This is a genomic window from Bacteroides sp. MSB163, assembly GCF_036416795.1.
Lineage (GTDB): Bacteria > Bacteroidota > Bacteroidia > Bacteroidales > Bacteroidaceae > Bacteroides > Bacteroides maternus.
Window position 1 is genome coordinate 1,577,090 of record NZ_CP143867.1, and the last position, 15,582, is coordinate 1,592,671.

Consider the following 15,582-nt stretch of genomic DNA (forward strand, 5'->3'; position numbering starts at 1 on the left):
AAATAATGCATATATTGGTTGATTGCTTTCAAATATATTATATTTGCAGCAGCTAACTGTAATATTATGAAATCACGACTGCTTATATTTTTTCTTTTTCTTTCTATTTTTAATATATATGCTTCGGATGTGAAGTTTTATAATATTAATGCAATGTATGGAATTTCCATGCGGGAGATGGCTTCTGTCTGCAAAGATGAGAATGGTTTTATTTGGGCTTCTTCTAAAACAGGTATATTGAGAATTACGGAAAGTGATTATCGCATTTATCAGCTTCCTTATAAAACAGCCAATATCATAAATGTAAAGTTGGCCTATAATAATTCGTTTTTAATAGCATATACGAATAATGGCCAATTCTTTCATTATAATGAACTGTATGACCGGTTTGATTTATTTCTGGATCTTAGGGTTTCATTAAAAAATTCTTATTTAAGTGTAGGCAAAGTCATTATTGATGATGAACAGGCTCTCTGGATTCCTACTTCCGGAGGATTGTGCAAATATAAAAATGGAATGTTTTCCCAAATAGGCGAGAAACAAACTATGACACAGAGTATAGCACCTTATGATCCAACACATTTGCTTGTAACGTATCAGGATAGCATTAGATTGCTGAATATGAATACATTGGAACAAAAAAGTGTATGTGAAATAAATAATGCTTTCCAGATAAGCAGCCTTTTTTATGATAATAAAGGAGAGGTTTTATGGATAGGGACTTCTACTGACGGTCTTTTTTATCTGGACATGAAAAAAAAGTCGTTATTGCCATTTTCCGGTTTTCCAAGGCAGCCTATCGGAGTGATAACGGAAAGTGCTGATTCAACATTATTGGTGGGAATTGACGGGCAGGGAGTATGGGAATTGGATAAGGATAAAAAAAAGGTTCTGAACATTCTGAAAGAAGATATTGATAATCCTTTCTCTCTTCATGGGGATGGAGTTTATGATATATTTTGCGATGGTAAGCAAAGAGTATGGGTCGCTACCTATACGGGTGGACTTTCTTTCTTCGACTGGAAATCTCCCTTAATTAATCAAATTACCCATCAGGTCAATAATCCGAATTCTTTAGGGAATAACAATGTAAACAAGATACTGGAAGATAGCAAAGGAGATATCTGGTTTGCTACGAATAATGGAATAAGCAGGTGGAGAGTCGCCACTAATGAATGGGATACTTATTATCAGAATAAACAGGCACAGGCACAGGTATTTCTGGCATTATGTGAAGATAATGAAGGAAACATCTGGGCAGGGTCGTTCTCATCCGGATTTTATGTTTTAGATCGGAATACCGGAAAAGAATTGGTTCATTATCCACGGAATACATCGGATTTGAAGTCTGATGGTAAATTCATAATGAATATATATAAGGATAGTGAGGGTGATATTTGGATTGGAGGTATCCAAGATGTAATATGTTATTTAACGAAAGAAAAACGTTTTCATACGTATGGTGCACAGCCCATGCGTACGTTTATGGAGTTTTCTCCGGGAAAAATGTTGTTGGCCTGTACTTATTCTGTGCTTTTGTTAGACAAAGAAACAGGGCAAATCTCTTTTTTACCGGAATGCCTTGCACAAGATATTTTAGTAATGGAGGATGATATTTGGGTGGCTACTTCCGGAGACGGATTGCTGCACCATAACTACACGACTCGTGAAACTCATAAAATAACAGTGGAATCCGGATTGCCATCTAATTATGTTAACAGTGTCATGTATGATAATGGGTATTTATGGTTAGGTACGGAAAATGGTTTGTGCCGTTATAATCCTGCCGACAGCACGGTGCATACTTTTTATTCTACTTTAGCTCTTTCCAGTGCTTCGTTCAATGTGAATGCCAGTTGTAAATTACGCAATGGTGAATTAATGTGGGGTACAAATAATGGAGCGGTAATGTTTAATCCCGATAAATTATATCATACCCAGCTCAACGGGGAGATTTATTTCCAGAATATCACTATTTCCGGCAGTTCTATCAGAGAAAATCAGGATTTGTTGCGTGGAATTCCGGTAAATAAGCAAACAGATATTTCATTCAAATATGATCAGAATACTCTGACACTTGAGGTATTGCCTATTGGGGTTTCTTCCAAAGAAATAAAATTTTCATGGAAAATGGAAGGTCTTGATGCTGAGTGGTCGCATCCTTCCAGCCAGCAAATACTTACTTATACCAATATTCCTAATGGAAATTTCCGGCTTAAAGTAAAAATGTACAATAATTCACTTTCTCAGATAGTCGATGAACGTACATTGGATATACACGTTATACCGCTTTACTGGCAGACGTGGTGGTTCCGCCTGGTAATATTCATTATTATAATGAGTATTACATTCTTTGTGCTTAATTTCTATATAAATCGTTTAAAACAGCGTCATGCCGAAGATAAAATTCGTTTTTTCACAAATACCGCTCATGATCTTCGTACATCGATAACGTTGATAAACGCGCCTATTCAGGAATTGAATAAAGAGAAGGAACTATCAGATAAAGGACATTATTATCTGAATCTGGCTACGGAACAGTCTGAACGTTTATCTAATGTTGCGACCCAACTCCTGGATTTTCAGAAAGTGGATATGGGGAAAGGACAACTGTTTCTGGTAATGGTTGATATTGTTAATTTGGTGTACAGGCGGAAAACAATGTTCAAGTCTACGGCGGGAAAAAAGAATGTTATATTGGAGTTTGTCTCTAACAGGGAATCTTATATGTCAGCTGTTGATGAATTGAAAATAGAGAAAGTCGTTGATAACTTGATATCTAATGCAATCAAATATTCCCATACGAATGGTAAAGTGGAGCTTACATTGAATTGCAATGAGTACTATTGGAGCTTGGAGGTAAGAGATTATGGATTGGGTATCTCGGATAATGCTCAGAAGAAGCTGTTCAAAGAGTTTTATAGGGGAGATAATAAGGTTAATTCACGCATGGTAGGTTCCGGGATAGGCCTGTTGTTGGTGAAGAATTACGTTTTGATGCATGAGGGAAAAGTCTCACTTGAAAGTAAGGAGAATGAAGGTTCTTTATTCAAAATAAACATCCCTTATAAAGAAGTGGTTGAGGTTGCACCTGTTGAACATGAAGAACCGGGCAATATCATATCTGCCGATGATCCGTCTGATCAGTCGGAATATAAACAGGAAGATGATAGATCCGGAAAGAAGAAATCTATATTAATCGTGGACGATAATAAGGATTTGCGGAACTTCCTGAAGTATTCTTTTGAAAATCAATATTACATTTTAGAAGCTGGCAATGGTAATGAAGCATGGGAATTGCTTCAGAAAGAATCTCCTGAATTGATTATTTCAGATGTGATGATGCCTGATATGGATGGGTTTGAGTTATGTAAATTGATCAAATCTACTTTTGAAACTTCGCATATTCCGGTAATCCTGTTAACTTCACTTTGTGATAAAAGTGACCAATTGGAAGGTTTAGGTCTGGGGGCAGAAGATTATATCACAAAGCCTTTTGATATATCACTTTTGGAGCAACGGATAAAGTCCCTTATGCGAAACAGGGAAATCGTCAGAGAGAAAGCTTTGAAATTGATAAAGCCGGATAATGATGAGCAACAGGTTATTCTGGCGAATGAGCTTAATGATCAGTTTGTGAAAAAAGCCGTGGAAGTGATTCATAATAATATGCAAAATCTGGATTTTGACAAAGAAAGTTTTGCTATGGAAATGTATGTGAGCGGTTCCCTGTTATATAAAAAAATAAAAGCATTGACAGGCCAATCACCTATTGAGTTTATTAAATCCATTCGTTTAAACCGGGCTTTAGAATTACTCCAATCTCATAAATACACCATCACGGAAGTTAGCGAACTTTGTGGTTATTCCAGTATCAGTTACTTTAGTACGGTATTTAAGAAATATTTTGGAAAGTCTCCTACAGAGGTGTGATTTACTTCTTTTTTCCTCTTTTTTATTATTTATTAGTTAGAATATCTAATATCTAAAATTATATATCTAATATCTAAAAGTGTATTGGGTACACTTCTGTAGCTTTGTGTATCGATGTACGGAATGTATATCGATGGAGTTATTGTTATGTTAAATCTAATCAAGTTAATCTTATGAAATGTATGTATGATAATGACGGTTAAGTCAGCTATTATGTAAAGATTGTAGAATCAGAGATAACCGTAGCGATACATATCACTTTCGGTAATCTGCAATGAGTTTTACGTAGCTTTGGTATTTAAAGGGGGGCTGGTACCAATGACTACTATTAGTAATGAAAAACATAGAACCCCACTACTTATATATTATGAAGAACAACAAGCTTTATTTTGTTTTTCTTTTCTTAAGTATTTTGTTCGCAAGTTGTAATGGCGAAGAAGTAATTGAGAAATGGCCTGAAATAGGCAACTATTATGATTCGAGCAAGCCTATTGAGTTAAAATCCATGTCACCCGACTGGGGAAGAATCAACGATTCTTTTATTATCAAAGGAAACTTTCCAGTTGATACGACCGGAAAAGTCAAAGTTTTCTTTGCCGATAAGGAAGCGGTTATAGTAAACAACAACGGAAATGAATTGTATGGGCTTATCCCCAAGCAGTTGCCTGGCTATAACGAGATAACATTGGAAGTGGAAGGTAAAAGGTACACCTCTGACAATGTGAAGTTTAAGTATTATCAAACTCAATCTGTGAAAACAATATTGGGAAAATTTGGTGAAGACGGATGGACATCGTCAGATGACAGTAAAATAGAAGAATTCCGAATGAATGAGTGTACAGGAATTGTAGCTGTTGCAGGACAAAAGAGTGATAATTTCATTTTCGTTGGAGGAGGATGGGGCGACCGTACCTATTTTGTGTCATTAGAGGATAATACGGTGATTCGTCTGATTAATATTGGTTATATGGGTGCTGTTGCAGTTGATAGTTCAAGAGAAAAAGTGAGTATCATGCCCCGTAATGGAGGCGCTTTATACACAGCTACCCGTGCGGATGGATGGATTTTAAACTCTCTTGGTCTCACAATACCTTTCCAAGGCGATTGCCAGGGGGCATTGGCTTATGCTGAAGATGACCGCTATTTGTATGCAATGTCCGGTGATGGTCTTTATGAAATAGATTTGGAAGATAAAGGTTATACAAAGTTATTTGCTACATCAGATTACCCGGCTTTTGATGGAGTGAACACCAGCCAGTGGAGGCATTATCTGACTTATAGTAAATACGATAAGTGTTTTTTCGCCTCTTATCCTGAGAGTAATGGCATTGTGAAGATATGGAAAGATACTTCGGGCGCATGGCAAGTGGAACGCTATGCTGGCTTCCAACCGGGATGGTTGGCTACAGCTTTTGGAGATAGATTGACCGATGCCGTATTGAAAGAACCTTGCGGAATGGCGGTGAATAGTAACGGTGAACTCTATGTATGTTGCAAAAATAGCCATTGCATTGTGAAAATCAAAGGAAGGCTTGTTTCTTTGGTAGCGGGAGCTCCCGATCGGTCAGGAAGACTTAACGGATTCCCTACGGATGCATTGTTTGATAATCCATTGTGTATTGCTTTGGATTCGGAAGAGAACTTCTTCATTGGTGAAGAATCTTCAAAGGCAATCCGGAAAATGACAATTGAATAAAAGTAGAAATCATATAAAATGAATCAAGATGAAGATTAAACATATATTACTGTTTATTATGGCATGGGTAAGTTCTATGAATTTGGCCTATGCGCAACAGACTGTGGTAGCTTCGGGTTCGGTTATGGACGAGAAAGGCGAACTCTTAATCGGAGTATCGATTTCTGTAAAGGAAGTTCCTTCTATGGGTGCCATTACGGATATTGACGGTCGTTTCAAGATAGGGGGTATCAAAGCCGGGCATACGTTGGTCATATCCTATGTGGGGTATGATCCTCAGGAGATAAAGATGAACAAGAGTGACGAGCGCATGCGCGTGGTGTTGAAGGAGAGTTCGAATGTAATGGACGAGGTTGTGATTACGGCATCGGGTAAGGTACAGAAGAAGATTAATGTGACAGGTGCCATTACTGGAGTTGAGGTGGCTACGTTGAAAACTCCTGCCACTTCCATAAGCAACATGTTGGGCGGACGTGTTCCGGGCATCATTTCCGTTACACGTAGTGGAGAGCCGGGTAAGGATTTCTCCGAGTTCTGGGTGCGTGGTATTAGTACCTTTGGTGCCGGACAGGGTGCCTTGGTATTGATTGACGGTATCGAAGGTAACTTGAATACGCTCGACCCCGAAGACATCGAAAGTTTCTCTATCTTGAAGGATGCCTCTTCTACGGCGGTTTATGGTGTGCGTGGTGCCAACGGTGTAGTATTGGTAAGTACCAAGAAGGGTAAGGCGGGAAAGCTGAATTTGCAGGTGAAGGCAAATACTGGTATTTCTTATTCTCCTCAAATGCCCAAATATGTACGTGCTGCGGAATATGCGGCACTCGCCAACGAAGCTGCCGTAACACGTGGACGTATTCCTGTTTATACGGATGTGGATTTGGCACTGTTTAGAAATCACATGGATCCTGATTTTCATCCGGATGTGGATTGGCGGGATGTTATCTTGAAAGACTATACCTGGAACCAACAATACTTCCTGAGTGCATCGGGAGGTGGTGAAGTGGCTCGTTATTACATCAGTGCTGGTTTTACGACAAAAGATGCTATTTTTAAGCAAGACAAAGGTGTAAACAAATACAATACGAACGTAAATTACAACAAGTTTAATTTCCGTGCCAATGTGGATGTGAATGTCACTTCCACCACTACGCTCTCGCTGAATGAAGAGACTGTGATTGTTACTCAGAATTATCCGGGATATGGAAACGACAGTAAGGTATTGTGGCAGGCACAATCCAATCTGACTCCGGTGACAGTACCGTTGATGTACACCACAGGGCAGGCACCTGGATATGGCACTGATAAATCGAATATCAGTCCGTATGTATTGTTGAATATGACGGGTTATCGTAAGTTCTATTCCAATGACAATAAAATCACGATGCAGCTCAATCAGGATTTGAAGATGATAACTCCCGGACTGAGTATTGCAGGATTGGTCAACATTAATTCGATAGGTGCGAGAACCCAAGTTCGCGAAAAAATGCCGGCCATTTATTATGCTCATGGTTATAAACGTGATGGAACACTCGATTTGGAGAAAATATCTGATGCAGTGGAGCCCTATTATACAAATTGGAATGACACTGAGCGTAGAATTTATTGGGATTTCCGACTGAATTACGACCAGACATTTAATAAGGTACATAAGGTAGGTGCTTTGGTGAAGGCCGAATGGAGCGATTATGAAGCATCGAAATATAATCAATTGCTGACTGCTATCCCTAAACGTTATAATAGTTACTCAAGCCGTTTCTCTTATTCGTATGATGATACTTATATGGCCGAATTTAATATGGGTTACACCGGTTCGGAGGCTTTTGAGAAAGGTAAGAAATTTGGTTGGTTTCCCGCTGTTTCTATAGGTTGGGCTCCCACGCAATATCGCTTCTGGCGTAATAAGGACAATTTTATCAATTATTTCAAAATCAGGGCTTCGTATGGTATAGTAGGTAATGACCGTCTCACTTGGGATGACTCGGTACGTTTTCCCTATCTGACTTTGATTGGTCACACAGGTTCCGGCAGTTGGAATAACGGTTCCGGTTTGACCGAAACGCAAGTGGGTTCCAGCAACCTGCGCTGGGAAAAGGCCAAGAAAGCTGACATCGGTATTGATACACGTTTCTTCCACGAACGTTTTGAAATGACAGTCGATTTCTTCCAGGATATACGTTCCGGTATTTATCAACAACGCCAGAGTGTACCCGAAGAGATGGGACTTCCGTCATTGCCTTGGGCCAATGTAGGTGAAATGAAGAGTTGGGGTATGGATGGACATATCTCATATACACAGCCTTTGGGTGACAGTGACAAATACCTGATTGTACGTGCCAACTACACACAGTCCATGAACAAAATCACTAATTTCGAGGAAGACCTTAAGAAATACGATTACCAATCAGCCGTAGGATATCAAAGTGGAATTAACCGAGGCTTGATAGCTTTGGGCTTGTTTAAAGACCAGGCAGATATAGATAATAGTCCTCGTCAGGATTTTGGCAATTACTTGCCTGGTGACATCAAGTATAAGGATGTCAATGGCGATGGCATTGTCAATTGGGATGATATTGTACCTTTGAAGTATTCTTATGTGCCTCAGATACAGTATGGATTTGCCACAGAGTTTAACTGGAAGAACTTTAATGTAAGTGTTCTGTTCGAGGGAGTAAGCCGCGTGACCTATTTTAAAGGTGGAAATATGTATCAGCCATTCTCGGGTAGTACAGCTGGTAATGTGATTACAGACTTTGCCAATCCGGCAAACCGATGGATTTCACGTGAAATCTCAGGCGACCCTGCCACCGAGAATCCGAACGCCAAGTACCCTCGTCTTTATTATGGAGGTAGCAGTAATAATAGTCAATCATCTTCTTTTTGGTTGTCTGATGGTAGTTACTTGCGTCTGAAGAATGTGCAAGTCTCTTATACACTCAAGAACCAATTCCTGAAAAAGTTTGGTCTCCAGAAAGCAGTAATTAGTGTGATTGGAGACAATTTGGCAGTTTGGTCTAAAGAGAAGATGCTGGATCCTGCACAAGCGGGAGATAATGGAACAGTCTATCCTGTCCAGCGAGTGTATACTTTACAGCTTAATCTTTCATTCTAATATAACCTGACAATTATGATAAAATTTGGAAATTATAAAAGAGAATTCGGTTTTCTCGGTAGAATAGCTGCAATAACCGTTATTTTGGTCTCAAGCATTATGTTCGGTTCGTGCGAAAAATACTTGGACATTGACAAATATGTGTATGATCAGACCACGCTGGACTCCATTTTCCTTTCCCGCTCCAGAACGGAAGAGTATATCAATGGAGCGGCTGCACTGCTTCCCGATGAATCAATACTTATGAATGGTTGGGGAGCGTCTTCTACATTGCCCAGTGGATTGGGCTCAGATGAAGCAATCGTTCCGTTTGTAACGAATGGAAATGCTATACTTTATGATGAAGTGAAAGAAACGAACTCATGGTTTAATCCGTGGGGCGATTGCTATAAAGGAATCCGTAAGGCCAACATCGTATTGGAGAATATATCCAAAAACCAGGAGCTTACCGAGATGGAAATGCGTGATTTCAAGGGAAGGGCTTATTTTCTGCGGGCTTACTTCTATTTCTATTTGGTAAGATTGTACGGGCCTGTGGTTGTACTTCCCGACCGTCCTTTCGATACGGACGAAGATGTAGCGTCAGTTTCATTCGAGCGTTCCACTTACGATGAGTGTGTAGAGAAAATCTGTGCCGACTTTGAAGAAGCAGCTAAATTGCTGCCTCCAAGTCGTATAGATGCATTGCAGTATATACCTACCAAGGGTGCTGCTTTGGCGTTCAAAGCTCGTATGCAACTCTATGCTGCCAGCCCCCTTTTCAATGGTAACAGTTATTATTCCGATTGGAAAGACTCAGAGGGCAGGAATTTCATTGCCCAGACGGAAGACAAGGTTAAGTGGGGAAAAGCTGCCGCCACGTTCAAACGGATTATTGATATGAATAAGTATGCCATTCATACTGTACCTAAAATAGTGAATGAAAAGGGTACAGGCACATTGCCTCTTCCCGAGACGGTATCCGATGCCAACTTCCCTGATGGAGCTGGAGGCATAGATCCCTATAAGTCATACAAGACGCTGTTTGATGGTACTTACCAGCCTGAGTTGGTTAAAGAATACATCTATTTTTCAAGAAATAATGGAAACTATATTCTTGTGACACCTTCCAAATTGGGGGGAATATCTTCATTTAGTGTTACTTTGGATATGATTGATGAATACCGGATGGCTGACGGTAGACCGTTTAGTGAAGCTACTCAGGCGGAAAAATCATGGCAGGCAGTGGGACAAGATAAAACATTCTCGTCAGATTATCTTCTTTCCGGAAATAGAGCTCATCGTGATGATGGTCGTGAGCCGCGTTTTTATGCGGCTATTGGTTTCAATGCTTGTATCTGGCCTACAACTTCTCACCGTGACGGTTTGTCAGCAGGTACCAGAAACTATGTTACCGACTATTATTACGGAGGTAGTGCATCTGATATGAATAATAATGATAACAGAACCAGAACCGGATATACCTGCCGGAAATATGTGCATCAGGATGATTGTATCTTTTGGAATGGAGTGGTAAAAGCGAAAACTTATCCGATATTCCGCTATGCCGAAGTATTGTTGGGGTATGTAGAAGCGATGAACGAAATGGAAGGTTCGTATACGGACGAAGATGGGCAGGTGACGGTTACTCGTGATGTGGATCAGATGGTGAAATACTTCAATCAGATTCGTTATCGTGCCGGTCAACCGGGAATCACAACTGTCGATGCAGCCGACCAAAGCAGGATGCGTGAACTGATTAAGCATGAAAGGTTGATTGAGTTTGCTTTCGAAAGTCATCGTTATTGGGATTTGCGCCGTTGGAAAGATGCCTATGACGCTTACAACAAACCCATCAGAGGATTGGATGTAAGTGCTCGCGAATCACAACGCGAACAGTTCTATACAGAAAGAATTTGGAATACAGAAAAAACCATGAAACGTATGTTTTCCAACAAGATGTATCTGTGGCCGCTTGACAGAAATGTGCTGAGAAAGAACGGTAAGTTGGTACAGAACCCAGGATGGAATTAAAATGAAAACACTAAAAGTTGATAATATGAAGAAAATAGCATTTTTTTCGATAACCTTGCTGTTGGCATGTATGGCGGGTTGCGACAATAAAATACCTATGGAAGAGAATTTATGGCCCGAAACGGTTTATCTGGTTGGGGCAAAAGATAAGATTATAAATAGAGATCTGAATATAGGTTATGAAAAAGATACCATATATGCATCGGTTGCCATCAGCGGTTCGCTGCCTACCAAGGAAGATATAACTGTTACTATTGAAGAATTTCCTTCTGGTATTGAAAGTTATAACCAGAAAGAACTCGGTTCGGATGATATAAAATATCGTACGTTGACAAATGGTATCTATAGTTTTCCGCAAGAAAATGTAGTTGTGAAAAAGGGTGAAACCTATGGCACGTATCCTGTTCACATTGACCCATCCACTTTGCATATAGATTCGCTCTATATGATGGCGTTTAAACTTAGTGGAACATCTCGTTTTGAATTGGCTAAAGAAGATACAGTGGTGCTAATCCGTCTGAATCTGATGAATGACTATTCAGGGCTTTATTATATGGACGGTGTGATTAAGCCTGCTGATAATCCGAAAGATTCCATTATCTATAAGTCGCCTCGCACGTTGCAAGCTGTAGTTGATGGTAACACTGTACGTATGTATCATCAAAAGAATGAGTGGTCAAAAGGGTCAACAGATTATAGACCGGATTTTTGTTTCAATATCACTGTTAATCCGGATAATTCAGTAACCTTGAAGTCTTGGGATAAGTTCAAACTTATCAGTGGCGGTGGTAAATACTATCCGGAGATGGAAGTATATGATTTGTGGTATACTTTCGAAGAAGATGGGATACAAAAGAAAACCAGAGGATTTGTATACAAAGAGCGTAAGAATGATGATGAAGTGCGTAAGATAAACGACTGGATGGAAGAAAATAGAAAATATGATTATTAGGAAGGTGTTTTTAAGGTAAAAAACAGATTGTGACTTTTTTATTATCATTAGTTTAAGAATGGTGCTTCGTGAGAAACACCATTCTATAAGTAAATATTGTCAAATTTTTAAAGCTGAACCATTATGAAACATTTATTTTATTGTTTGTTTCTGATGCTATTATGTATCGGATGTAAAGGAGAAGATGATCCGATCACAGAAGAAAAAAATGACCCTTCGTCTGCAACGACAAGGGGGCCATCAGGCTCTCTTGATTTGTCATTGTCAGGGAATGTTGTTTCTATTTCTTGGAATGAGCCATTTGGTAAATATGTTGGCATCGAAGTAGGAGTATCTACTGGGTCTGGTATGTCATTGGGTTCATTTTCAAGTAGTGACGACTCTGGAAGTGAGAAGTTTTTTTTGTCCTCTATTGCATCGTACAGTGGACCTGTGGTAGCGACAGTAAGAGGTCGTTCTTCTAATGGATATGTTGGTCAACCAATAACTATTTCACTCGGTATTATGAATGATCCTGCTGCTCCACCAAATTGTAGCCATGGATATAACCCACGATATCCAGTATTAAGTATAGGCGTAGACTTGGAGCATAATTTCTATTTTTCGAGAGGAGAGTTTCCTAAAAGAGGGTTATTGTTATATATCTTGCATGTTCAGAGCTTCGATCATTATGAATCCCTTCCTTATTACCCTTATACCTCTAACCCTGTATATGATGTTGAAGATATTACGAATTGGGTTGATCTCCCGGTTCTTACTTCATCTATGTCCGAGGTAATAAAAATTAGCCATCCACAATTAGATAGATTTTGGGATCGTCCGGATGCGACTTTCACTTTAGATATTCGTCTTTACGATGGAGGGTGTCCCAAATTGTCTCCTGGTAATGGTTCATCATTACCAGCATGTACAAACTATTGTGTGTATAAAACAACTAATTTAGAGCCTTTGAGCCAAATAGTCCGTTCTGTAAAAATGAGTCAAGTTTTGGATGGAGTAGTTTATTATCCAGATTCTCCAATGCCTACTTACTAATAAGTACCTGTGAAATCTTTCCATTGCTTTCTTCCCTGTTTTCCATTGGAAAACAGGGAAGAAAGCAATCTGTTACTCTACAATGCTGATAATGAGAAAGTATTCGTGTTAATCTGTGTATTCTGTGGTGAATTAATAATTAAAAAGAAAAAATAATGAAGAACATTGCGAACAGTTCTGTCAAATACATGGTATGGTTGTGCTGCCTGATGCTGTCTCCCAGCCTTTGGGCAGATGGTACCGCTCCCCAGTCTGTACCGACAGATACCATTGAAAACCTGTTCAGAGAAGAGTTGTCACATTTCCCCCAGGAAAAAATTTATCTTCAGACTGACCGTGGCATCTACATGTCCGGTGAAACCCTTTGGTTCAGGGCGCACTTAGTAGATGCCCTTATGCTAAAACAAGCTAATGCCAGCCGATATGTATATGTAGAGTTGGTGAATCCGTTGGGCAATCTGGTGGAGAGAGTGAAAATAAGACCGGACTCTTTGGGATGTTTTTACGGACATATTCCATTGGGTGAAGACCTGCCGGAAGGTAACTATTTTCTCAGAGCCTACACTTGGTTCATGCAGAATATAGGTGAAGAGTATTTCTCCCATAAACTGATTTATATATCCGATCCCGTATCCGAAGCGATATCTCCGGAAATCAATTATTCTGTTGAGAACAATGACATTCATGCAGAAATACATTTTCTCAGTAAACCGGACAACCGATCCGTCACTCCCACACAAGCCATTCTTTTCCCCGATGGAGACAGGGACAAAAAAGGAAAAGTCTTATCATTGGAAGGAGAAAATATCCATTACACTTTCAAAAAGAAAGAAATTCCCGCTTCGCGTACATTTTTGTTGCAAACAGTGTATGATGGAAAAATATCCAACCGCTATTTCAGAATCCCCGAATTGAGTAAAAACTTTGATGTAGCTTTTTTTCCCGAAGGAGGTCATGCAGCTCAGTCCACCACAATCAAAATGGCATTTAAGGCTATTGATGCAGATGGTTTGTCTACAGAGATAGAAGGTCAGGTACTTGACGAAGAAGGTCAGGTATGTGCCGATTTCAAGAGCCAGCATTTGGGTATGGGGAGTTTCCGGATGTATTATGTTCCCGGAAAAAAGTATCATGCCGTTTGTAGTGACGGAACAGGTGTTTCCAGGCGTTTTGATTTGCCTGAGCCTTCTCCGGATGCTATCTCCCTGAATACACTTTGGTCTAAAGATTATTTGCGGGTAAGTCTTTCCAAATCACCCGATACCCCATTGGGAACTTCGCTGACGCTGGTGGCGCATTTACGCGGTATCGTTCTGTATGCACAGCCTTGGGATAACAAACAAAGTTATGTTGACTTCGAAAAAAATTTCTTCCCGGCGGGTATCGTTCATTTTCTGCTGGTTGATGAAGGGAGAAACATTCTGAGCGAACGTTTAGTGTTTTCTCTGCAAAAAAGCGCGCTGGCGCAGACTGAAGTTCGGCTCGACCGCGAAAACTACTTGGCAAGAGAGAAGGTAAATATGGATATACAGATTAAAGATATAAACGGAAACCCCATGTCAGGCAACTTCGCACTTGCAGTTGTTGACAGAACAGACGTGAAGCCGGATACCGTTTCTAACATTGTTTCCACTTTATTGCTCACTTCCGATCTTAAAGGACACATTGAGTCACCGTTGAGTTACTTGCAGGACAGCCGCAGTTCTTCCTATGCCCTGGATTTGCTGATGATGACACAAGGCTGGCGGAAATACAACATTCCGGAGGTATTGAAAGGTAATATAACCGACACATTACCCTACAATTTGGAATTGGGCGACGAAGTTTCCGGTAAAGTAGAGGGCTTGTTTTCTGCATTGAAAGAGGGAAATATCTCTTTGCTTGCCCTTAAAGATTCGCTCATCGGGACAGAACTGGCGAAGCCTGACCGGAATGGGCGGTTTGTATTCGACAGGCTGGAATATCCCAGCGGTACTCAGTATATAGTTCAGGCTCTTAGCAAGAAAGGTTCTTCAAAGGTCTTTATTGAACTGGACCCCTATAAATCATTTCCTGCCCCTAAAATCGGATTTATTCCCCGCATTGAAAAACCACATATAGAAGAAAACTATATGGCAAAGATGGACCAAAAATATACTATAGAAAATGGAATGAGAGTCTATAATCTGGCGGAAGTGATAGTGACAGCCAGAAGAGAGAGAGCTGTAAAAACGGAATCTCCCTTTTATTCGGTGGGGACTTCGAAGGTGCTGACGGAAGAAGATGTGAAAAAGGGACATTTTATTTCTACATACGACCTTTTGCGACGTTTGCCGGGCATTACTGTCACAAATAATGAGGTGCGTTATCGATTTGCTCCGGTCATGGTGTTACTGGACAATGTTCCCGAAGAAAATTTCGATTTTGACCTGTTGGACGTAGATGATATCAAAGATGTTTTTTACTCTCCTGCCACTTCTGTCGGTCCTCTTTACGGGTCGGCTGCGGGAAATGGTGCCATAGTAGTCACTACGAAGAACGGGTTTGTGCAGAAAAATAAGATGAACAGCAACATACAGACTATTGCGGGTATTGGCTACCAGCAGACTGTAGAGTTTTACTCACCGGCGTATGACACCAAAGCAAAGAAAGAATCCACCACCCCTGACTTGCGTTCAACGATATACTGGAATCCGAGCGTTCAGGTTGATGAATCGGGAACTGCTCACGTCAGTTTCTATACGGCTGATTCTGCAGCCGATTATGGGATAGTGATAGAAGGTGTCTGCGCTTCAGGCAATCTCATTTATTCAGGTGAGAAAATTGTATCGCGGCATAATGCTTCTTATTAGTTTTCTCAGA

General features: G+C 40.1%; 7 protein-coding genes. All 7 read left to right on the top strand.

Annotated elements, in window-relative coordinates:
* The first annotated feature begins 66 nt into the window (after positions 1-66).
* The 7 genes from VYM24_RS05425 to VYM24_RS05455 all read left to right on the top strand — a co-directional run bounded on the left by VYM24_RS05425 (position 67) and on the right by VYM24_RS05455 (position 15,572).
* Positions 67-3,933 (top strand): hybrid sensor histidine kinase/response regulator transcription factor, encoded by a 3,867-nt coding sequence (locus VYM24_RS05425; RefSeq protein ID WP_330941685.1) that lies wholly within the window; start codon positions 67-69, stop codon positions 3,931-3,933.
* 367 nt (positions 3,934-4,300) lie between these two features.
* Entirely contained in the window at positions 4,301-5,629 is a 1,329-nt protein-coding gene (locus VYM24_RS05430; protein WP_330941686.1) for a hypothetical protein, read from the top strand.
* Between the two features lie 28 nt (positions 5,630-5,657).
* Positions 5,658-8,741 carry a SusC/RagA family TonB-linked outer membrane protein gene (locus VYM24_RS05435; protein ID WP_330941687.1) on the top strand — a complete coding sequence of 1,028 codons (3,084 nt, stop codon included), beginning with the start codon at positions 5,658-5,660 and terminating at the stop codon, positions 8,739-8,741.
* Positions 8,742-8,756: 15 nt separating this feature from the next.
* On the top strand, positions 8,757-10,754 hold the full coding sequence (locus tag VYM24_RS05440) for a RagB/SusD family nutrient uptake outer membrane protein (protein WP_330941688.1): 1,998 nt from the start codon (positions 8,757-8,759) through the stop codon (positions 10,752-10,754).
* Between the two features lie 25 nt (positions 10,755-10,779).
* Complete coding sequence (locus VYM24_RS05445) at positions 10,780-11,706, top strand: BT_3044 domain-containing protein (RefSeq protein WP_330941689.1); 927 nt, start codon at positions 10,780-10,782, stop codon at positions 11,704-11,706.
* Positions 11,707-11,829: 123 nt separating this feature from the next.
* Positions 11,830-12,741, top strand: a complete 912-nt coding sequence (locus VYM24_RS05450) for a hypothetical protein (protein WP_125910726.1) — start codon at positions 11,830-11,832, stop codon at positions 12,739-12,741.
* A 155-nt stretch (positions 12,742-12,896) separates the two neighbouring features.
* On the top strand, positions 12,897-15,572 hold the full coding sequence (locus VYM24_RS05455) for an MG2 domain-containing protein (RefSeq protein WP_330941690.1): 2,676 nt from the start codon (positions 12,897-12,899) through the stop codon (positions 15,570-15,572).
* The last annotated feature ends 10 nt before the right edge of the window (positions 15,573-15,582 follow it).

Bases quoted from the DNA above. Each gene is read 5' to 3' on its own strand.
- VYM24_RS05455 (WP_330941690.1), top strand. From the start codon at position 12,897: ATGAAGAACATTGCGAACAGTTCTGTCAAATACATGGTATGGTTGTGC.
- VYM24_RS05425 (WP_330941685.1), top strand. From the start codon at position 67: ATGAAATCACGACTGCTTATATTTTTTCTTTTTCTTTCTATTTTTAAT.
- VYM24_RS05450 (WP_125910726.1), top strand. From the start codon at position 11,830: ATGAAACATTTATTTTATTGTTTGTTTCTGATGCTATTATGTATCGGA.
- VYM24_RS05430 (WP_330941686.1), top strand. From the start codon at position 4,301: ATGAAGAACAACAAGCTTTATTTTGTTTTTCTTTTCTTAAGTATTTTG.
- VYM24_RS05440 (WP_330941688.1), top strand. From the start codon at position 8,757: ATGATAAAATTTGGAAATTATAAAAGAGAATTCGGTTTTCTCGGTAGA.
- VYM24_RS05435 (WP_330941687.1), top strand. From the start codon at position 5,658: ATGAAGATTAAACATATATTACTGTTTATTATGGCATGGGTAAGTTCT.
- VYM24_RS05445 (WP_330941689.1), top strand. From the start codon at position 10,780: ATGAAGAAAATAGCATTTTTTTCGATAACCTTGCTGTTGGCATGTATG.